Here is a 19,524-nt window from a genome sequence, read left to right on the forward strand (position 1 = left end):
TTCCGCGCTTGCGCATGCCGCCCGATTCACCGGCCGCCACACTGCATCACGCCGCCGCAACATCCTCCAGGATCATCTCGGCGCCGCGCTCGGCCACCATCATCACCGCCGCCTGGGTGTTGCCCGACACCATCTTCGGCATCACCGAGGCATCCACCACCCGCAGGCCGTCGATGCCGTTGACCCGCAAGCGCGGATCGGTCACCGCGCCGCCATCCGAGCCCATGCGGCAGGTGCCGATCGGGTGATAGATGGTCTGGCCGTTGCGGCGCGCGAAATCCAGCCACTGCGCGTCGCTGTCCACGTCTGGCCCTGGACTCATCTCGCGCTCGATATAGCGCTGCAGAGCCGGCTGCTGCACGATGCGCCGCGCCACCCGCATGCCGCCCACCAGGCTGTCGCGATCGATCTGCGCGGACAGGAAGTTGGGACGGATCGACGGCGCGGCGAAGGGATCGGGCGACTTGATATGAATGGAACCCGTCGACTCCGGCCGCAGTTGCGCCACGCCGATGGTCATGCCCGACTCGCGGTCGAGGATGCGCTCGGCCGCGTTGGCGTAGCTGGCATGCACGAAGAAATACTGCACGTCGGCCGCCGGCAGGTCCGGCGCGCTCTTGACGAAGCCGTGCACCAGCCCCGTGCCCAGCGTCAGGATGCCCTTGCGGCGGGTGTAGTAGCGCGCCACCTGCCGCGCCAGGCGCCAGCCGCGCGACATCTCGTTGAGCGTCACGGTGTTCCGGACCCGCCAGTTCATGCGCGTGGCGAAGTGGTCGATGTAGTTCTCGCCCACCCGCGGCTGCGCGTGCACCAGCGGGATGCCGAAGGACTGCAGCAGCGCGGGATTGCCCACGCCCGACAGCTCCAGCATCTGCGGCGACTGCACCGCGCCCAGGCACAGCAGCGTCTCGCGCCGCGCCCGCACGGTGAACTCCTGGCCGTTCTTGCGATAGGCCACGCCGACACAACGCTTGCCCTCGAACAGCAGCCGCGTCACGTGCGCGCCGCACTCCACCGTCAGGTTCTTGCGGCCGGCGGCCGGTTTCAGATAGCCGTCCACCACGCTCCAGCGGCGCCCGTGGTGTTGTACCACCTGGTAGTAGCCGACCCCGTCCTGGCTGCCGGCGTTGTAGTCGGGGTTGAGCGGCAGCCCGTCTTCCTGCGCCGCGCGCAGGAAGGCGTCGGACAGCGGAAAGCGCTCGGCCACTTCCTCCACGTGCATCGGGCCGTCCTTGCCGCGGGTCTCGCCGCCGGACGGATAGCACTCGATCTTGCGGAACACGCGTTGCGCCGTGGCCGCGCCCCAACCGCTGGCGCCGGCCGCCTCCCAGCCGTCGTAGTCCTGCGGCCGGCCGCGCACGTAGATCATGCCATTGATCAGCGTCGAGCCGCCCAGGCCCTTGCCACGCGGCACGGCGATGGTGCGACCGTAGACGTTGTCCTCCGGCTCGGTGGCGAAGCGCCAGTTGTAGTCCGGGTTCACCAACAGCTTGGAAAAGCCCGCCGGGATCGAGATCCACATGCTGCGCGCCTCGTGCCCGGCTTCCAGCATCAGCACCCGGTGGCGGCCGTCGGCCGTCAGGCGGTTGGCCAGGATGCAGCCGGCGGTGCCGCCGCCCGCGATAATGAAGTCGTAGTCGCCCATCGTCTCGTCCGTCGCCGCCTCAGCCCTGCGCGGCCGGCGCCACGCCCATCATTTCCGCCATCAGCTCGATCTGCCCGGCCAGCATCGGCGCGCCGTAGTGCACCTTGCAGCCGCGCGCCCGCGCCGCCGCCAGCAGCGGCGTGTCGGCCGGTTGCATGATGACCTCGCACACCAGTTGGTCCGGCGTCAGCCGCGCCGCGTCCAGCGGCAGCGCGTCGTCCGGTTTCATGCCGAGCGAGGTGCCATTGACCACCAGGTCATGGCCGGACGGATCGGCCGTGCCGACCGTAATGTCGGCCCCGGGATGCAGCGACAGGATGCGCGCCTTCAGGTCCTCGGCCTTGGCCGGCGTGCGGTTGGCAATCGTCAGCCGCGACACGCCCGCCTGCACCAGCGCGAAGCCGATGGCGTTGGCCGCGCCGCCGGCGCCGGCCAGATAGGCGCTCTTGCCCTCGGGCGCCACGCCGTGCGTGCGCAGGCCGCGCACGAAGCCCTCGCCGTCCAGCATGTGCGCCACCAGGCGGCCGTCGGCCTCGCGCCGCACCACGTTGGCCGCGCCGATCTTGCGCGCCACCGGCGTGGCCTCGTCGGCCAGGGCCAGGATCGCCGCCTTGTGCGGCATGGTGACGATCAGGCCGCCCAGGTTCTCCAGCCGCCGCAGTCCGGCCACCACCTCGGCCAGGTTGTCGGGCCGCGCATGGAACGGCACGCAGACGCCGTCAAAGCCGATGCGGGCGAAATGCTCGTTCATGCGCTGCGGGGTTTTGACGTGATAGATCGGGTCGGCCAGGATGCCGAACAGGCGGGTGTTGCCGCTGATTTCCTTCATTGCTCTGTCTCCTTGTCGGGGCGCCGGCACCCGGCCCCCTTGAATGCTGGCACGCCCTATCGCGCGATGAGTTCGCGCGCCACCGCCTCGATGCCGGCGCCGTCGAGCTGGTAGTGCGCGTACAGCGTGGTGGGCGGGGCGATCAGGCTGTATTCGTCATAGATGCCATGGCGCCGCAGCCGCGTGCCGCTGCCGGCATCGGCCAGCACCTCGGCCACCGCCGAGCCCAGGCCGCCCATCACATTGTGTTCCTCCACCGTCAGCAGCGCGCGCGCCTGGCCGGCCGCCGCCAGCACCGCCTCGCGGTCCAGCGGCTTGATGGTGGGCATGTCGATCACGCCCACCGACAGGCCGTCCTCGCGCATCCGGGCGGCCGCTTCCAGCGCCGCGTGCAGCGTGATGCCGCAAGCGATGATGTTCAGGTCGCTGCCGGTTGAGTGGACGATGGCGCGGCCGAACGCGAACGGCGCGCCGTCCTCGTAGACCTGCGGGTCGCGGCCGCGGCCGGTGCGGAAGTAGATCGGCTCGGGCCAGTCCACCGAGGCCTTGATGGCGGCGGCCAGCTGCGGCCCGTCGGCCGGCGACACCACGGTCAGGCCGGCGATGGCGCGCATGGTCGAGATGTCCTCGGTGGCGTGGTGCGAGGTGCCATAGAAACCCAGGCTGATGCCGGTGTGATGGCCGATCAGCCGCACCGGCAATTTGGTGTAGGCCACGTCCATGCGGATCTGCTCGCAACACAGCAGGCCCAGGAACGAGGCAAAGGTCGCCACGAACGGCATCGCGCCGGTGGTGGCCAGGCCGGCCGCCGCCGACACCATGTTCTGCTCGGAAATGCCGAACTGCACGTAGCGGTCGGGATAGGCCGAGGCGAAACGGTTCAGACCGTTGGAATACTGCAGGTCGGCCGAGCCGGCCACCACCGGATGCCCGGCCCGCGCCAGGTCGATCAGCGCGTCGGAAAGATACGACAGCCCGGGGTTCACCGCGTTCAGCGCGCGGTACTGCCAGGAATCGGGGGAAAGCGTCTGTGCCTGTGCCATTCAGATCTCGCGGGTCATGATTTCGTCGATGGCGGCCTGCGCGTCCTGCGGCGCCAGGTAGCCCAGATGCCAGCCGGGTTCGGTTTCCATATAGGAAACACCCTTGCCCTTGATGGTTTTGGCGATGACGCAGGCCGGCCGCTCGCGCGCCTCGTCCGCCCGCAGCCGCCGCAGCAGCGCGGTCAGCGCCACCAGGTCGTGGCCGTCGACCTCGTGCACCTCCCAGCCGAAGGCCTGCCACTTGTCGCGCAGCGATTCCACGCCGATCACGTCGTCGACCTTGCCGTCGAGCTGGTACCCGTTGCGGTCGATGATGGCCACCAGGCGCGACAGCTTGTGGTGCGCGGCGAACAACGCGGCCTCCCACACCTGCCCTTCCTGCATCTCGCCATCGCCCAGCATCACGAACACGTTGAAGTCGCGCTGGCTCATGCGGCCGCCCAGCGCCATGCCGGCGCCGTTCGAGAGCGCATGGCCGATGGAGCCGGAACTGAAATCGACGCCCGGCACCTTGGTCATGTCAGGGTGGTCGCCCAGGGGGCTGCCCAGGCGGGTGTAGCCGTCCAGCAGTTCATGCGGAATGAAACCGTGGTCGGCCAGCACCGGGAACAGGCCCACGGCCGCGTGGCCCTTGCCCATCAGGAAGCGGTCGCGATCCGGCCAGCCAGGCTCGCCCGGCCGCAGCCGCATCACGTCGTAATACAGGGCGGCAAAGATCTCGGCGCACGAAAAGACCGAGCTGTAGTGCCCGACCTTGGCGATCTCGATCAGCCGGATGGTTTCCAACCGGATGTGGCGGGCCTTTTCCCGCAGCATCCGGACCTCGTCTTCGCTTGGGTCTCCCCGGTCCTGGCGCATGGCGTCTCCTTCGCTTATCAGAATATATGATATATAATATACCCATCGCGCTTGAATTGGCCAGGGCGGGATAGAATTCAGCCGGGCGCCGTTTCACGGCCTCCGCCATTCCATCGAACCCAAGCCTCGACCGTCATGCCCAGCCTTAAACCGGTAAAAAAAGAGAACCTCTCCGTCAAGGTCTACAACGAGATCCGTAACGCCCTGATCAACGGGCAGTACGAACCCGGAGAGCGCCTCATCATTGGCGAGCTGGCCCAGGAAATGGGCGTCTCGATCACGCCCGTGCGCGAGGCCATCTTCCGCCTCATCAGCGAACAGGGCCTGGAAATGCAGGCCGCCACCGCGGTCTACGTGCCCTACGTCAATTCGGAAAAGCTGCGCGAGATCCAGCAGATCCGCTTCCACCTGGAAGGCATGGGCGCGGCCGAGGCCGCCAGGAACATCACGCGCAAGCAACTGGACAACCTGATCGCGCTGCAGAAGGACTTCATCTCCTGCACCTCGACCGACCCCAAGCGCGCCAGCTACCTGAACCGCAAGTTCCACTTCGGCATCCTGGAAGCCAGCAACAAGCCCATCCTGCGCAACACCGTGGAATCGTTCTGGGTCATCACCGGCCCGATCCTCAAGGTGTTCCACATCAAGACGGCGGGGCTGGACTACTCCCAGGACGAACACCGCCACGAGGCCGTGCTGGCCGCGCTGGAGGCGCGCGACCCCGAAGCCGCCACCAAGGCGATCCAGGCCGACCTGGTGTGGGGCGGCAAGATCATGATCGACTGGCTGGTCGAACGCGAAAAAGAACTCGACTACCGCCCGCCCGGGCCTCGCAAATAGGAAGACTCGATGCTGAAGATTTTCGGCGCTCCCGGCCGCTACATCCAGGGAGCCGGCGCGCTCGACGCGCTGGGCGGATACGCCGCCCTGTTCGGCCGCCGCGCCGCCCTGGTCATCGACCGCTACGTGCAGGGCGTGCTGGGCCCGAGAATCGAGGCATTGTGCGGCGCCCACGGCGTGACGCTGACGGCCCTGCCGGTCGAGGGCGACATCACGCCCGAATCGATCGCGGCGCTGCGCGCGCAGGCCGCGGCCGCCGGCGTCGACATGGTGATCGCGGTGGGCGGCGGCAAGGCGCTGGACGCCGGCAAGGCGGTGGCCAAGGCCGAGCACTGCCACCTGGTCACGGTGCCCACCGTGGCATCCAACGACGCCCCCACCAGCAAGAACTACGTGCTGTACGACGCCCATCACAACCTCCTGGCGGTCGAGCACATGCTGTTCAACCCCACCATCGTGCTGGTCGACACCGCCGTCATCGCCACCGCGCCCGCGGCGTTCTTCCGCGCCGGCCTGGGTGACGCCATCTCCAAGAAATTCGAAGCCGAACAATGCGCCCGCAACGGCGGACGCAACATGTACGACGGCGTCCCGCCACTGACCGCCCAGCTGATCGCCGACGGTTGCCTGCGCACGCTGCTGGCCGACGGCACCGACGCGCTGGCCGTGGCCGGCAGCGGCCAGCCCACGCCCGCCTTCGAACGGGTGGTGGAAGCCATGATCCTGATGAGCGGCCTGGGCTTCGAGAGCGGCGGCCTGTCGATCGCCCACGCCCTGACGCGCGGCCTGCCGAAGATCGCCGGGCTGGCCAGCGCGCCGCATGGCCTGCAGGTGGCCGTCGGCCTGCTGGTGCAGCTGGACCTGGAGGCGCGCCAGGACGGCATGCTGGCCACGCTGACGCAGTGGTACGAACAGGTGGGGCTGCCCACCACGCTGGCGGCGCTGGGCGCGGCCGCGCCGTCCGACGCCGAACTGGCGCGGGCGGCCGAGCTGACCCTGGCCGCGCGCCATGCCGCCAATTTCGATCGTCCCCTGGACATCAAGACCCTCGTCGCCGCCCTGCGCCGCCACGCCTGATGCCCCGCCGCTCGCGCTGGCGGCGCCCGGGAGCGCCGCGACCCGCATCCGGCGGGCCGCGCGCCTCCCCATCGGCGGGGGCATCAATCCGGCGGCGGCGCGCACGCCCTTGCCCGGCCTGGCGTCAGAACGCCACGTTGTCGCCGCCCTTCAGGCCCAGCTTGGCGCGGGTATCGGCGGGCGTGGCCACTTCCAGGTTGAGCGCCTCCAGGATGGTGCGGATGCGCTCGACCTGCGAGCGGTTCGACTCGGCCAGCTGGCCCGGCCCGATCCACAGCGAATCCTCCAGCCCCACCCGCACGTTCGAGCCCATGGCCGCGCCGATGGTGGCCAGCGGCATCTGGTTGCGGCCGGCGCCCAGGATCGACCATTCGTATTCATTGCCGAACAGGCGGTCGGCGGTGCGCTTCATGTGCATCAGGTCTTCGGGGTGCGGCCCAATGCCGCCCAGGATGCCGAACACCGACTGGATGAACGGCGGCGACTTCACCAGGCCGCGGTCGACGAAATGCGCCAGGTTGTACAGGTGGCTGATGTCGTAGCACTCGAACTCGAAGCGCGTGCCGTTGGCGTTGCCCAGCTCCAGGATCGACTCGATGTCCTGGTAGGTGTTGCGGAAGATCAGCGAGCGGCTGTTCTCCAGGTGCTCGCGCTCCCACTCGTGCTTGAAGTCCTGGAAGCGGCCCAGCATCGGGAACAGGCCGAAGTTCATCGAGCCCATGTTCAGCGACGCCAGCTCCGGCTTGAAGGTGGTGGCCGGCCGCATGCGTTCCTGCACCGTCATGTGCGGGCTGCCGCCGGTGGTGATGTTGATGATGGCGTCGGTCTCGGCCTTGATGCGCTTGAGGAACGGCTCGAACAGCGCCGGGTCCTGCGACGGCTTGCCGGTCTGCGGGTCGCGCGCATGCAGGTGCAGCACGGCGGCGCCGGCGCGGGCCGCGCCGATGGCGGCCTCGGCGATCTCGTCGGCCGTCACCGGCAGGTGCGGCGACATGCTGGGCGTGTGGATGGCGCCCGTCACGGCGCAGGTGATCACGACTTTCTGCTTGGCTTTAGCCATTTTCGTCTCCGTTGTCTTGCTGTTGCTTGTGGCGCATCAGGCGCATCAGTTGTTCGTCGCGCCAGTAGCGGCGCGCCGTCAGGTCTTCGGCGGGCAGCAGACCGCGCCGCTCGGCCGCCAGGGCCTCGACCAGCGCGCCGTCCCAGGGCACGGGTTCGCGCTGGCTGGCGCCGATGGATTGGTACAGCCCGCCGTAGCGCGCGCAGTAGTCGGCAAGGCCGCCGGGCGCGTTCAGGTCGATGGTCTCGAACGGCCCCATGAACGACCAGCGCAGGCCCAGGCCGTCCTTGACCGTGGTGTCGATGTCCTCGGCGCTGGCGATGCCGGCGGCGGCCAGGCGGAAGGCCTCGTGCAGCAGCGCGCCCTGCAGGCGGTTGAGGATGAAGCCTTCGATCTCGCGCCGCATCGTCACCGGCTTCTGGCCGATGTCCAGCATGATGTCGCGCGCCGCCTGCATGGCGGCCTCGCTGGTCCAGGGCGCCGGACACAGCTCCACCACCGGGATCAGGTAAGGCGGATTGACCGGATGCGCCACCAGGCAGCGGTGGCGGCCGGGCAGGCCTTCGGTGAATTCGCTGGCGGGAATGCTGGACGTGGAACTGCCGATGATGGCGTCGGGATCGGCCGCCGCGTCCAGCTGCGCGAACAGATCGCGCTTCAGATCCCGACGTTCGGGCGAGTTCTCCTGGATGTAGCGGGCGCCGGCCAGCGCCTCGGGCAGGCTGGCGGCCACCTCGATGCGGGCGGCGGCCGCCGCCGCGTCGCGCAGCAGGCCATGCGCCTGCAGTTCATCCAGCTGGCGCCGGATCAGCGCGCCGGCCTCGGCCAGCATGGCGGCGTTGACGTCGTACAGCCGCACCTGCCAGCCCTGGCGCGCGAACACGATGGCCCAGGCCTGGCCGATCAGGCCGGTGCCGATGATGGCGGCGTGGCGCCGCTGCGGATCGGCCGCCATCAGTAGAGCTTCTGCGTGAAGCCGTCCACCACGATGGCCTGCCCGGTGACGCTGCGGGCGGCCTCGCTGGCGTTGAACAGCACCATGTTGGCGATGTCGCGCGCCGTGACCATGCGGCCCAGCGCCGCCTGGTTTTCGTAGAGCGCGGCGATTTCCTCGACCGGCTTGTCCAGCGTCCTGGCCTTGGCCTCGATCACAGCGCGGATGCGCGGGCCTTCGACCGCGCCCGGCAGGATGGCGTTGACGCGGATGCCGTGGCCGCCCAGCTCGATCGCCAGCGACTTGGTGAAGCCGATCACCGCCCACTTCGAGGCCGAATAGACCGAGCGCCCGGCAAAGCCCAGGTGCCCGGCGGCCGACGACAGGTTGATCATGACGCCGGCGCGCGACTGCTTGAGCAGCGGGATGGCCTGGCGCGCGCACAGGAACTGGCCGGTGATGTTGACCGCCAGGGTGCGATCCCAGTCGGCCTTGGAGAGCGTCTCGACGAAACCGGTGGGGCCGGCCACGCCGGCGTTGTTGACCAGGATGTCCAGGCCGCCCAGCTGCTGGCGCACGGCGTCGAACAGAGCGGCCACGCTGTCTTCATCCGACACGTCGGCGTGCACCGCGCGCACGCCGGGCAATTCGGCCGGCAGCGCGGCCAGCCGCTCGCGGTTGACGTCGCACACCAGCACCGACGCCCCGGCCCGGTGGAACACCTGCGCCATTTCCAGGCCCAGCCCATCGGCGCCGGCGGTGATCAGTACCTTTTTTCCGGCGAAATCCACTTCCTCGAACATGCTCTTTGTCTCCTGGATTCTTATGCTCAAACGCCTTTTGATCATATAGGATATATGATTCAAAGGGGAACTTTCTTGCCAGCAAGGCGGCCATGAAAAGGTCTGTGAAACAGCCCCCGGACAGCGGAATTTGACCTGCCACGCAGCGAAAAACCGCCCGCAAACGCTTTATTCATGCGGCTTGAGGGAAATCCCCGATTCAGCCGGCCAAGTCCGGCACTAGAATCCAGGACGAGGTTCTCACACCCCGCCGGCGCATATATCATATATTCAAAAACAGACGGACGACTCAGACAACAGTCCGCATCCAAACCCACAAAGGAGCGTAGACAGTGTTCAAGATCAAACAATTCGCCATCGCGCTGGGCCTGTGCGGCGCCATGGCCAGCGGCACCGCGGCGGCCGACATCAAGGTGGGCGCCCTCTTCCCGTTCAGCGGCGCGCTGGCGCTGCTGGGGCAGGAGAGCTATCGCGGCCTGGAACTGGCCGTCAACGAAATCAATGCCGCCGGCGGGATCAACGGCGAGAAGATCCAGATCATCAAGGCCGACGCGGTCGACCCGACCCAGGCGGTGTCCGAGACCAAGCGATTGATCTCTTCGAACGTGGTCGGCGTGTTCGGCAGCTACGCCTCGGGCATCTCGTACGCGGCCTCGCCCGTGACCGAGCTGGCCGGCGTGCCCTACTTCGAGCTGGGCGCCACCGCTCACAAGATCACCACGCGCGGCTACAAGTACCTGTTCCGCAGCAACCCCAACACCGCGCTGTACGGCGTGTCGGTGGTCAACGCGCTGCACGACATCATCGGGCCGGGCATGGGCCTGAACCCGAAGGAAGTGCGCATCGGCATCATCCACGAGGACGGCCCCTACGGCACCGACGTGGCCGCCACCGAGAAAAAGCGCGCCCAGGAGCTCGGCTACACCGTGGCCGAGGTGCTGCCCTATTCGGCCAAGACGGTCGACCTGTCCTCGCTGATCCTGCGCCTGAAGGGCGCCAAGGTCGACGTGGTGCTGCAGACCGCCTACCAGAACGACGCCATCCTGTACTTCAGCCAGGCGCGCGCCGCCGGCTTCAAGCCCAAGGTGGTGATCGGCGCCGGCGGCGGCTATTCGCTGGCCGACACCGCCAAGGCCGTGGGCGCCGACATGAACGGCGTGTTCGACCTGGACTTCCCGCAGGCGTCCATCAATCCGGCCGGCGCGCCCGGTCTGGACAAGTTCCTGGAAGCCTACAAGACCACCTACAAGAGCGACCCGCAGTCCGGCCACAGCCTGACCAATTACGTCGGCGCCAAGGCCTTCTTCGAAGCCATCGCCAACGCCAAGTCGACCGACAAGGACAAGATCCGCGCGGCCGTGCTGGCGTACAAGAAGCCGGCCGGCCAGACCGCCAACGGCTGGGCCTTCGACTTCGGCGAGGACGGCCAGAACAACGCCTCGACCTTCTACGTGATGCAGTGGCAGGATGGCAAGCTGGTCACCATCGCGCCTGACAACCTCGCGCTGGGCAAGCCCGTCTTCAAGAAATAGAACGCCGGGGCCGCCCCCCGGCAGGCCCGGCACGGCAAGCCAGCAAACCGGACGCTCGGGGGCGTCCGGCGTTTCACTGGGGCCAGCGGCCCCGGCCCCGCCGGCGACGGCGCGCGGCCGGGACGCGCCCCGTTCCAAGAGGTTGCACCATGGATATCTTCATTCAACTGGTCATCAATGGCCTGTTGCTGGGCGGCGCCTACACCATCATCAGCCTGGGGCTGACGCTGATCTTCGGCGTGGTCCGCGTCGTCAACTTCGCGCATGGCGAATTCCTGATGATCGGCATGTACGCGGTCTACCTGATCGCGGCGCAGTTCGGCGTGCACCCGTACATCGGCCTGGTGCCGGTGGCGGTCATCCTGTTCGCGCTGGGCGCGCTGACGCAGAAAGGCATCATCCAGCCGCTGCTCAACGCCGACCAGCACATCCAGATCTTCGCCACGGTGGGCGTGTCCACCATCCTGCTGAACCTGGCGCTGGTGATCTTCGGCGCCAACGTGTTCCGCGCCCCGGTGCAACTGGGCACCAGCACCCTGGACGTCGGCAACTACTCCATGGTCACCGGCCAGTTGGTGACCTTCGTGGTCGGCCTGAGCCTGGCCGTGCTGCTGCACCTGTTCATGCACCGCACCTATCTCGGCCGCGCGCTGCGGGCGGTGGCGCAGCACCGCTACGCCGCCACGCTGATGGGGGTGAACGTCAACAACGTCTACGCCATCGCCTTCGGCCTGGGCACCGCCTTCGTCGGCATCGCCGCGGGCCTCCTGGCGCCGCAGTATCCGGTGTTCCCGACGGTGGGCACGTACTTCGTGCTGACCGCCTTCGTGATCGTGGTGCTGGGCGGCCTGGGCAGCCTGTACGGCGCGGTGGCCGGGTCGATGATCATCGGCATCGTCGATACGCTGGCCGGCTACTACATCGCCCCCGACCTCAAAGAGGTCGTCTATTTCGGGATCTTCCTCTTGATCCTTGTCCTGCGTCCGACCGGCCTGTTCGGCGTCGGCACAGAGTGATCAGAACCACAAGGAGCGAGACGTGTTTCCCGACTTTCGAAGCCCCAAAGCCTACGTCAGCCTGATTCTGCTGATCGTCATGTTCATCGTGCCCGTCGTCACGGGCACGCCGTTCTGGACCAACCTGTTCGTCCTGCTGTTCGTCTTTTCCGCGCTGTCGGTGGCCTGGAACATCGTCGGCGGCTACGCCGGCCAGCTGTCGCTGGGCCACGCGGTGTTCTATGGCATCGGCGGCTACACCGCCACCCTGCTGACGCAGAACTTCGGCATCTCGCCGTGGTTCGGCATGCTGGCGGGCGCGGCGATCTCGGCGGCCGTGGCCATCATCATCAGCTATCCCACGCTGCGGCTGCGCGGGCCGTTCTTCGCGCTGGCCACCATCGCCATCCTCGAAGTGGTGCGGCTGCTGGTGATCCACGAGGAAAGCTGGACCGGCGGCTCCAGCGGCATCAGCCTGCCGCTGAACATCGGCTGGGGCTGGATCGTGTTCCGCGAGAAGATCAACTACGTGATCATCGCCTTCGGGCTGTTCCTGCTGGTGACCTGGGTGTCGTGGTACATCCGCAAGTCGCGCATCGGCCATTACCTGATCGCCATCCGCGAACGCGAGGACGCGGCGCTGGCCGTGGGCATCCACACGGTGCGCGTCAAGATCATCGCCGCGGTGGTGTCGGCCATGCTGACCAGCATCATCGGCACCTTCCACATCACCTACCTGACGTTCGTCGATCCCAGCTCGGCCTTCTCGCTGGAACTGTCGATCCAGGTGGCGATGTTCGCGCTGATCGGCGGCCTGGGCACGGTGGCCGGCCCCATCGCCGGCACCTTCCTGGTGCTGCCGATCGCCGAGCTGGCGCGCGGCTGGCTGTCCAGCGTGGGCAACGGCATGCACGGGCTGATCTACGGCCTGATCCTGGTGGCGGTGGTGCTGACCATCCCGCGCGGCCTGGCCGGCGCCTTCGGTCCGGCCATCGAGCGCGCCCTGGCGCGCCTGCCCTACCTGGGCACGCCGCGCGCCCGGCGCCAACTGGTCGAACCAGCCCGTCCGACCGACGCGGCGCGGCGCGAGCAGCCGGTGCTCAGGGCCGAGAACCTGTTCAAGAGCTTTGGCGGCCTGCGCGCCACCAACGACGTGTCGCTGACGCTGAACCAGTACGAGATCCTGGGCATGATCGGCCCCAACGGCGCCGGCAAGACCACGGTGTTCAACCTGCTGTCCGGCTTCCTGTCGCCCGACAAGGGCGCGGTGTCGATGGTCGACGCCAAGGGCAACTGGGTCTCGTGCAGCACGCCGGACGAGTTCGCGCATCAGGGCCTGGGCCGCACCTTCCAGATCGCCAAGCCGTTCACCGGCCTGACGGTGCTGGAGAACATCATGCTGGGCGCCTTCATCCGCACCGCCGACCGCGAAGAGGCCGAGCAGATCGCGCTCAAGGTGGCCGAGGAAACCGACCTGCTCAAGTACCTGAACACCGAGGCCCGCAGCCTGACGGTGGGCGGCATGAAGCGGCTGGAGATCGCCCGCGCCCTGGCGATCCGGCCGCGCATCCTGCTGCTGGACGAGGTGATGGCGGGGCTGAACCCCACCGACATCGAGAAGTCGATCAAGATGATCCGCCGCATCCGCGATTCGGGCGTGTCGGTGCTGCTGATCGAGCACATGATGCAGGCCACCATGGCGCTGTCTGACCGCATCATCGTGCTGAACGAAGGCGCGGTGCTGGTGAGCGGCGCGCCGAAGGACGTGGTCGAGAACCCCGCCGTCATCGAGGCCTATTTGGGCAAGGAGTACCAGGATGCTTAAGGTTTCGGATCTGTCGTCGGGCTACGGCAAGAGCCAGGTGCTCAACGGCCTGAACTTCGAGGTCAATGCCGGCGAGATCGTGACGCTGATCGGCGCCAACGGCGCCGGCAAGACCACCACCCTGAAGACGCTGTGCGGCGTGGTTCCCGCCACCGCCGGCCGGGTCGAGTTCGAGGGCCGCGACCTGACCAACCGCACGCCCTACGACATCGTCGACGCCGGGATCACCATGATTCCCGAAGGCCGCCAGCTGTTCCCGCACTTCACGGTGCGCGACAACCTGCTGATGGGCTCGTACAAGCGCGCCGCCCGCCCCATCGTGCAGCGCAAGCTGGAGGAAGTGCTGCAGATCTTCCCGCGGGTGCGCGAGCGCCTGGGCCAGTACGCCGGCTCGCTGTCCGGCGGCGAGCAGCAGATGGTGGCGATCGCGCGCGGCATGATGGCCGATCCCAAGCTGCTGGTGTTCGACGAGCCTTCGCTGGGCCTGTCGCCGCTGCTGGTGCAGCAGATGTTCGACATCATCCGCGACGTCACCTCCCACGGCGTCACGGTGCTGCTGGTGGAGCAGAACGTGTTCCGCACGCTGCGCCTGGCCGACCGCGGCTACGTGCTGGAGAACGGCGCCATCGTGCGCACGGGCACCGGCGCAGAGCTGCTGGCCGATCCCCATGTCAAGAAGGCCTATCTGGGCCACTGAAATCCGAAGGACCGCATTCATGTCTCTACGCTGCACATTCATCGACCACGGCACCGGCGGCGCGCCCGATTGCCTGCGCCTGGCCGAGCGCGAGATGGCCGCGCCCGCTGGCCGCCAGGTGCTGATCGAAGTGGCCTACGCCGGCGTCAACCGCCCCGACGTGCTGCAACGCTCGGGCTCGTATCCGCCGCCGCCCGGCGCCTCGCCCTACCTGGGGCTGGAGGTCGCGGGCACCGTCATCGCCGTCGGTCCCGACGCCACGCGCTGGCAGGTCGGCGACCGGGTCTGCGCGCTGACGCCCGGCGGCGGCTACGCCCAGTACTGCCTGGCCGACGAGCGCCATTGCCTGCCGGTGCCGCGCGGCCTGGACCTGCTGTCGGCCGCCGCCATCCCGGAAAACTATTTCACCGTCTGGACCAACGTGTTCGAGCGCGCCCGCCTCGCGGCCGGCGAGAAGTTCCTGGTGCATGGCGGCTCCAGCGGCATCGGCCTGACCGCGATCCAGCTGGCGCGCGCCTTCGGCGCCGAGGTCTGGACCACGGTGGGCAACCAGGAGAAGGCCGAGGCCTGCCTGAAGGCCGGCGCGCACCACGCCGTGATCTACCGCGACACCGACTTCGAGGCCGACATCCGCCAGGCCACCGGCGGCCAGGGCGTGGACGTGATCCTCGACATGGTTGGCGGCGCCTACATCAACAAGAATCTCCGCCTGCTGGCGGTGAATGGCCGGCTGGTGCAGATCGCCTTTCTGGAAGGCAGCAAGGCCGAAATCGACGCCCTGCCCATCATGACCAAGCGGCTGTCGTTCACCGGCTCCACCCTGCGTCCGCGTTCCGACGAAGACAAGGGCGCCATCGCCCAGGCGCTGGCCGACAAGGTGCTGCCGCTGATGGAACAGGGGCGCTGCCTGCCGCTGATCCACCAGGTGTTCCCGCTGGAACAGGCGGCCCAGGCCCACGCGCTGATGGAAAGCAGCCGGCACATCGGCAAGATCATGTTGAAGGTGCGGGCATGAGCGCGCGCTTCCAGGATCAGGTCATCATCGTCACCGGCGCCGTCGGCGGCATCGGTTCGGCCATCGTCGAGGGCTTCCTGGCCGAAGGCGGCAAGGTCGGGCTGATCGACTTCAATTCGCAGGGCGGCCAGGCCTACGAGAAGGAACTGAAGAAGCGCCGCCACGCCGTGAGCTTCGTGCACGCCGACGTCTCGCATTTCGACCAGTGCCAGGCCGCCTACGAGCGCATCACGCGCGACCTGGGGCCGGCCACCATCCTGGTCAACAACGTCGGCATCTCGCCCAAGACCGACGGCCGCGCGCTGAAGGTGTGGGAGATGACGCCGGGCGAATGGGACAAGGTGGTCGCGGTCAACCTGAACAGCGTGTTCTACATGACCCACCTGGCCACGCCGCACATGGTGCGCCAGCGCCAGGGGCGCGTGATCAACATGTCGTCGGTGGCGGGCAAGGCCTATTGCGACATCGTCGCCGCGCACTACGCCGCCACCAAGGCGGCGCTGCTGGGCCTGACGCGCCACTGGGCCGCGGAACTGGGCGAGCACGACGTCACCGTCAACGGCCTGGCGCCGGGGCGCATCAGCACGCCGCTGCTGAAAAGCGTGCCCAAGGAGATCAACGACGCGGTGGCCGAGGTCACCGCGCTGCGCCGGCTCGGCACCCCCGAGGAAGTGGCCGACGCCTGCCTGTTCTTCGCCTCGGACCAGGCGCGGTTCGTGACCGGGCAGGTGCTGGACGTGGCCGGCGGCTGGCTGATGACCTAGACCGCCGGGGCGTTGCCTTTCCTGGCCTGCGCGGCGCCCGCCTGGCGGCGGGCATCCGCGCTCAGAAGTCCATGCTGGCGCTCAGCGAGAACGTGCGCGGGCCGCCCAGCACCAGGTAGCCGTTGCCCGGGTAGCCGCCCACCGACGACCAGTAGTTGCGGTTGGCGATGTTCTCGACACGGGCGCGCAGCGTCACCACGTGGCCGTCGACGTCCATCATGTAGCGCAGGCCGGCGTCGAAGCGGGTCCAGCCGGGCACCTTGAGGGTGTTGGCGTCATCCGCATAGGAGGCGCCGGTGTAGACCACGCGCCCATCCACCGTCAGGCCCTGCACGCCGGGAATGTCCCATTCCGCGCCCAGGTTGGCCTGGAAGCGTGGCACGCCGATGACCCGGTTGCCGTCGATGGCGCTGTTGCCGGTGGAGCGCTGCTTGGCGTCCAGGAAGGTCATGCCGCCCAGCACGCGCACGCGGTTGACGGGTTCGCCGAACACCGTCAGTTCGATGCCCTGGTGGCGGTCCTTGCCGGAGGCGGTGAATGCGTTGCTGGCGTTGTAGGCCGCGCGCGGCTTGTCGGTGGAGAACAGCGCCAGGCCCGCGCCCAGGCCGCCGCCATCGTACTTGACGCCGATCTCCTTCTGCTTGGACACGTAGGGCTGCAGACTCTGGCCGGCGTTGGGCACGGGCTTGCCGTTGGCCGTCTGCGGCGCCGTATCGCCGGCCACCAGGGCTTCAATGTAGTTGGCGTACAGCGACACGCTCGGCGCCACCTTGAAGACGATGCCGGCGGCCGGCGAGTTGCGGCTGGCGTCGTAGGCGCTTTGCTCCTTGCCGGTGTTGTAGGCGTAGTCACGCTGCGACAGGCGCTGGTGGCGGATGCCCAGCGTGAGCAGCACCTTGTCGTCCAGGAACGACATGGTGTCGCCGAACGCATAGCTGCTCAGACGGGTGCGGCCCTGCAGCGCCGGATCGTCCAGGTCGTTGCCGAACAGCGCCTTGGAGCCGTAGGCGGGACGGTCGTAGCTGATCGGGTCGTAGATGTTGGTCGGGAAGGTGTTCAGGTAGTCCATGACGTACGCGTTCTTCTTCTTGAGATCGAAGAAGGACGCGGACGCGACGAATTCGTGGCCGACCGGGCCGGTGCGCACCTTGGCGCGCAGGCCCAGTTCGCCCGTGTTCACGCTGTCTTCACGGGTATTGTCGAAACGGTAGAAGTTGCCGTCGCCCGTGCTGCCATTGGTCACGGTGACGTTGCCGAGCGAATTGGCCTCGTCGCTGCGGCGCATGCCGAAGGCGGCCCAGCCGGTCAGCTTGTCGCTGAAATCGTGCTCGGCGCGCACCGTGCCGAACACATCGCGTTCGTTCGAGTACGACCAGGGTTGGGCGTAGTTGGAACTGGCATCCGGAGCGTCCGGCACGCTGGTCACGCCGCGCAGCGTGACGTTCGGCCGCGCGCGCTTGAGCTTGTTTTCCTGCCAGCCGATATCCGCCGACAACCGCGTGTCGGCCGAGCGCCAGTCCAGGCCCAGCGACACCAGGCTGGTGCGGGAATGTTCGTCATCGATGCCGGTGTCGCCGCTGCGGTTGGCCACGTTCAGGCGGATGCCGGTGCTGTCGTCCGGCCCGAAACGGCGCGCGATGTCGGTCGACACGGAGAACTGGCCGCCGCTGGACACGCCGGTGGTGAAGCGGGTGAGCGGCTCGTTGGGCGCGCGCTTGGGCACCAGGTTGATGACGCCGCCGATGCCGCCGCCACTGGGCGCCGCCCCCGTCAGGAAGGCCGACGCGCCGCGCAGCACTTCGACGCGCTCGAACAGTTCGGTGGCGATGTACTGGCGCGGCAGCAGGCTGTACAGGCCGTTGTAGGCCACATCATCGGAGCTCAGGATGAAGCCGCGGATGAAGTACGACTCCTGGAAGTTGCCGAAGCCGCGCGCCACGCGCACGCCGGCATCGTTCTGCAACACGTCGCCGACGCTGCGCGCCTGCTTATCCTGGATCAGCTCGTTGGTGTAGCTGGTGACGCTGAACGGCGTGCTCATGATGTCTTGCGTGCCCAGCACGCCGACGCGGCCGCCGCGGGCCACCTGGCCGCCGGCATAGGGCTGGGCCAGGCCGCCGGCCGAGGCGTCGGCGCTGGCCTCGACTTTGATCGCTTCCATCGAGACGACGGAACCGTCGGCGGCGGGCGCGGCGGACTGGGCGTGGACGACGGCGGTGTACGGCAGGGCCGCAACCACGCACGCAAGAGTTCGTATTTTCATATCGGGAGTCAGTAGGCGGGCGCTTCGCGAGAAGCTGGGAATCGCAAAAATCCCGATGGGGGGTCACGCGGGTAACGGCTTGCCACTCGAACTGCGGCAGGGCCGGTCGTGCCGGCCTTGTCGAGCCCGTTCACCATGGGAGGGATTGAGATCGTGCGTTTTGAATTCTATATAAAGAGAAATCATTCTCATTGCGTCCCTTATATAGAAAGCCATTTTGTTGCCATCACACAACAGATCTGTCCCCTATCCTGACAGCCCGCTGTCACCCGGCGGCGCCTTGCTCAGCCCGGCACGCCGCTCTCCTGGCGCAGCTGGCCGAAGTCGCCCGCTTCGTAGGCCGCGACGGCCTGCGCCAGGGCGCGCGCGTCCGTCATGACGAAGGGGCCGCGCTGGATCACCGGCTCGTCGATGGCCGCTCCGGCCACCAGGATGAAGTGCGCCGGCGCGCCCGCGGCCAGGAGTTGAAGAAAGCCGTCGCGGTCCGCCGTGGCGGTCAGCGCCGCGCCCGGGGGCAGCACGGCGAAATCGGGATCGGCCGCGCGCCGACCGGTCGTCGCCGCGCGCCCGGCGGGGCGGAACCGTGCCACCGGAATGACCGGCGCCGCTTCTACCGGCGGTCGCGGCGGCGGCGTGGTCTCATGCCGTGCCCGCACGCCCAATTCCCCCTGCGCCGCGTACAACCAGGCGTTCCAGCCCGCAGGCAGCGGCACCAGGCGCGACGCTCCCGGCCGCAGCCAGCCGTCCAGGATGAGCAGCGGCTCGGGCGTCGCCAGCGGCGCGTCCCAGCCGTCGTAGCGGCCCGACACCACCCGCACCCGGCTCGCATCGCTTTGCAGCACCGGCATTTCCCAGCCCCGCACCAGCGTTGCCGATGGTGGCATCGATTTCAGCCGCGCCGGCAGGTTGACGTACAACCGCAGGCCATTGAGCCGCGCCGCGCCCACCAATTCGTGGCCGTGCACGATGCCGCGGCCTGCCACTGTCCAGTGCAGGTCGCCCGCCCGGGCTTCGTGTTCGTTGTCCAGGCTGTCGCGGATGCGCAGGCCGCCTTGGGTGTCTTCCAGCAGCAGCGTCACCGTCGATATGCCGGCGTGAGGGTGCGGCGCGACCGCCGGCCCGGTCATGATGAAGTGGTCCACCAGCACCAGCGGCGACATGCCCTGGGGGAAATCGGAATGCCGAAAATGCCGGTACGAACAGATGTCGCCCTCGGGTTCGAACGGGCGGGCGACGGGCGGGCTGAGGCGGATGGTCAAGGATGTATGGCCTGATGACAAATTGGCGCAGAGCTTATGGGTTCCGCCACCGGCACAGTAGAGCCAAATTTCAGGAATAATTGTC

The 19,524-nt window shown here is 68.0% G+C and carries 17 protein-coding genes; 8 read left to right on the forward strand and 9 right to left on the reverse strand.

Annotation, left to right across the window (positions count from 1 at the left end; genetic code table 11):
- Positions 1–46: 46 nt before the first annotated feature.
- From AC6CR5_RS11535 to AC6CR5_RS11550, 4 genes are read right to left on the reverse strand one after another with little or no spacing between them, the layout of a single operon-like run.
- Entirely contained in the window at positions 47–1,645 is a 1,599-nt protein-coding gene (locus tag AC6CR5_RS11535; protein ID WP_498085640.1) for a GMC family oxidoreductase, read from the reverse strand.
- Positions 1,646–1,664: 19 nt separating this feature from the next.
- Positions 1,665–2,474: a shikimate dehydrogenase family protein gene (locus tag AC6CR5_RS11540; protein WP_047991385.1), complete on the reverse strand. Its 810-nt coding sequence runs from the start codon at positions 2,472–2,474 to the stop codon at positions 1,665–1,667.
- 56 nt (positions 2,475–2,530) lie between these two features.
- Positions 2,531–3,517 carry a transketolase family protein gene (locus AC6CR5_RS11545; protein WP_047991386.1) on the reverse strand — a complete coding sequence of 329 codons (987 nt, stop codon included), beginning with the start codon at positions 3,515–3,517 and terminating at the stop codon, positions 2,531–2,533.
- On the reverse strand, positions 3,518–4,333 hold the full coding sequence (locus AC6CR5_RS11550; RefSeq protein ID WP_269887554.1) for a transketolase: 816 nt from the start codon (positions 4,331–4,333) through the stop codon (positions 3,518–3,520).
- 177 nt (positions 4,334–4,510) lie between these two features.
- On the opposite strand from AC6CR5_RS11550, the gene AC6CR5_RS11555 reads away from it, so the two are divergent.
- Together AC6CR5_RS11555 and AC6CR5_RS11560 are read left to right on the forward strand one after the other, a co-directional pair.
- A complete protein-coding gene (locus tag AC6CR5_RS11555; RefSeq protein ID WP_006387160.1) occupies positions 4,511–5,215 on the forward strand; it encodes a GntR family transcriptional regulator in 705 nt (234 codons plus the stop codon).
- Between the two features lie 9 nt (positions 5,216–5,224).
- On the forward strand, positions 5,225–6,292 hold the full coding sequence (locus AC6CR5_RS11560) for a glycerol dehydrogenase (protein WP_200221646.1): 1,068 nt from the start codon (positions 5,225–5,227) through the stop codon (positions 6,290–6,292).
- Positions 6,293–6,416: 124 nt separating this feature from the next.
- Here AC6CR5_RS11560 and kce read toward each other — a convergent pair whose 3' ends face one another.
- From kce to AC6CR5_RS11575, 3 genes are read right to left on the reverse strand one after another with little or no spacing between them, the layout of a single operon-like run.
- Positions 6,417–7,352 (reverse strand): 3,5-dioxohexanoate:acetyl-CoA acetone transferase, encoded by a 936-nt coding sequence (gene kce, locus AC6CR5_RS11565; protein WP_024069782.1) that lies wholly within the window; start codon positions 7,350–7,352, stop codon positions 6,417–6,419.
- Positions 7,345–8,307, reverse strand: a complete 963-nt coding sequence (locus AC6CR5_RS11570) for a 3-hydroxyacyl-CoA dehydrogenase (RefSeq protein WP_498085641.1) — start codon at positions 8,305–8,307, stop codon at positions 7,345–7,347. Before AC6CR5_RS11570 ends, kce begins: the two co-directional genes overlap by 8 nt.
- Positions 8,307–9,089, reverse strand: coding sequence for an SDR family oxidoreductase (locus tag AC6CR5_RS11575; protein WP_026383327.1), 783 nt, complete (start codon positions 9,087–9,089; stop codon positions 8,307–8,309). The genes AC6CR5_RS11570 and AC6CR5_RS11575 overlap by 1 nt, the downstream gene beginning before the upstream one ends.
- Before the next feature lie 380 nt (positions 9,090–9,469).
- Between AC6CR5_RS11575 and AC6CR5_RS11580 the strand changes: the two genes are divergently transcribed.
- The 6 genes from AC6CR5_RS11580 to AC6CR5_RS11605 all read left to right on the forward strand — a co-directional run bounded on the left by AC6CR5_RS11580 (position 9,470) and on the right by AC6CR5_RS11605 (position 15,917).
- Complete coding sequence (locus AC6CR5_RS11580; protein WP_211485570.1) at positions 9,470–10,621, forward strand: ABC transporter substrate-binding protein; 1,152 nt, start codon at positions 9,470–9,472, stop codon at positions 10,619–10,621.
- Between the two features lie 149 nt (positions 10,622–10,770).
- Positions 10,771–11,637 carry a branched-chain amino acid ABC transporter permease gene (locus tag AC6CR5_RS11585; protein ID WP_006387153.1) on the forward strand — a complete coding sequence of 289 codons (867 nt, stop codon included), beginning with the start codon at positions 10,771–10,773 and terminating at the stop codon, positions 11,635–11,637.
- Between the two features lie 22 nt (positions 11,638–11,659).
- Complete coding sequence (locus tag AC6CR5_RS11590) at positions 11,660–13,441, forward strand: branched-chain amino acid ABC transporter ATP-binding protein/permease (protein WP_148318502.1); 1,782 nt, start codon at positions 11,660–11,662, stop codon at positions 13,439–13,441.
- Positions 13,434–14,138, forward strand: a complete 705-nt coding sequence (locus AC6CR5_RS11595; protein ID WP_006387150.1) for an ABC transporter ATP-binding protein — start codon at positions 13,434–13,436, stop codon at positions 14,136–14,138. The genes AC6CR5_RS11590 and AC6CR5_RS11595 overlap by 8 nt, the downstream gene beginning before the upstream one ends.
- Before the next feature lie 19 nt (positions 14,139–14,157).
- Positions 14,158–15,153: an NAD(P)H-quinone oxidoreductase gene (locus AC6CR5_RS11600; RefSeq protein ID WP_058664931.1), complete on the forward strand. Its 996-nt coding sequence runs from the start codon at positions 14,158–14,160 to the stop codon at positions 15,151–15,153.
- Positions 15,150–15,917: an SDR family oxidoreductase gene (locus tag AC6CR5_RS11605; protein WP_498085642.1), complete on the forward strand. Its 768-nt coding sequence runs from the start codon at positions 15,150–15,152 to the stop codon at positions 15,915–15,917. The genes AC6CR5_RS11600 and AC6CR5_RS11605 overlap by 4 nt, the downstream gene beginning before the upstream one ends.
- Before the next feature lie 61 nt (positions 15,918–15,978).
- On the opposite strand, the gene AC6CR5_RS11610 is transcribed toward AC6CR5_RS11605, so the two are convergent.
- Positions 15,979–18,180: a TonB-dependent receptor gene (locus AC6CR5_RS11610; protein ID WP_437263388.1), complete on the reverse strand. Its 2,202-nt coding sequence runs from the start codon at positions 18,178–18,180 to the stop codon at positions 15,979–15,981.
- A gap of 284 nt (positions 18,181–18,464) precedes the next feature.
- The gene (locus tag AC6CR5_RS11615) at positions 18,465–19,439 is read right to left on the reverse strand and encodes a pirin family protein (protein WP_498085643.1); all 975 of its coding nucleotides are present in this window, start codon (positions 19,437–19,439) and stop codon (positions 18,465–18,467) included.
- Between the last annotated feature and the right edge of the window lie 85 nt (positions 19,440–19,524).

It is taken from the genome of Achromobacter sp. EG18 (genome assembly GCF_059759395.1).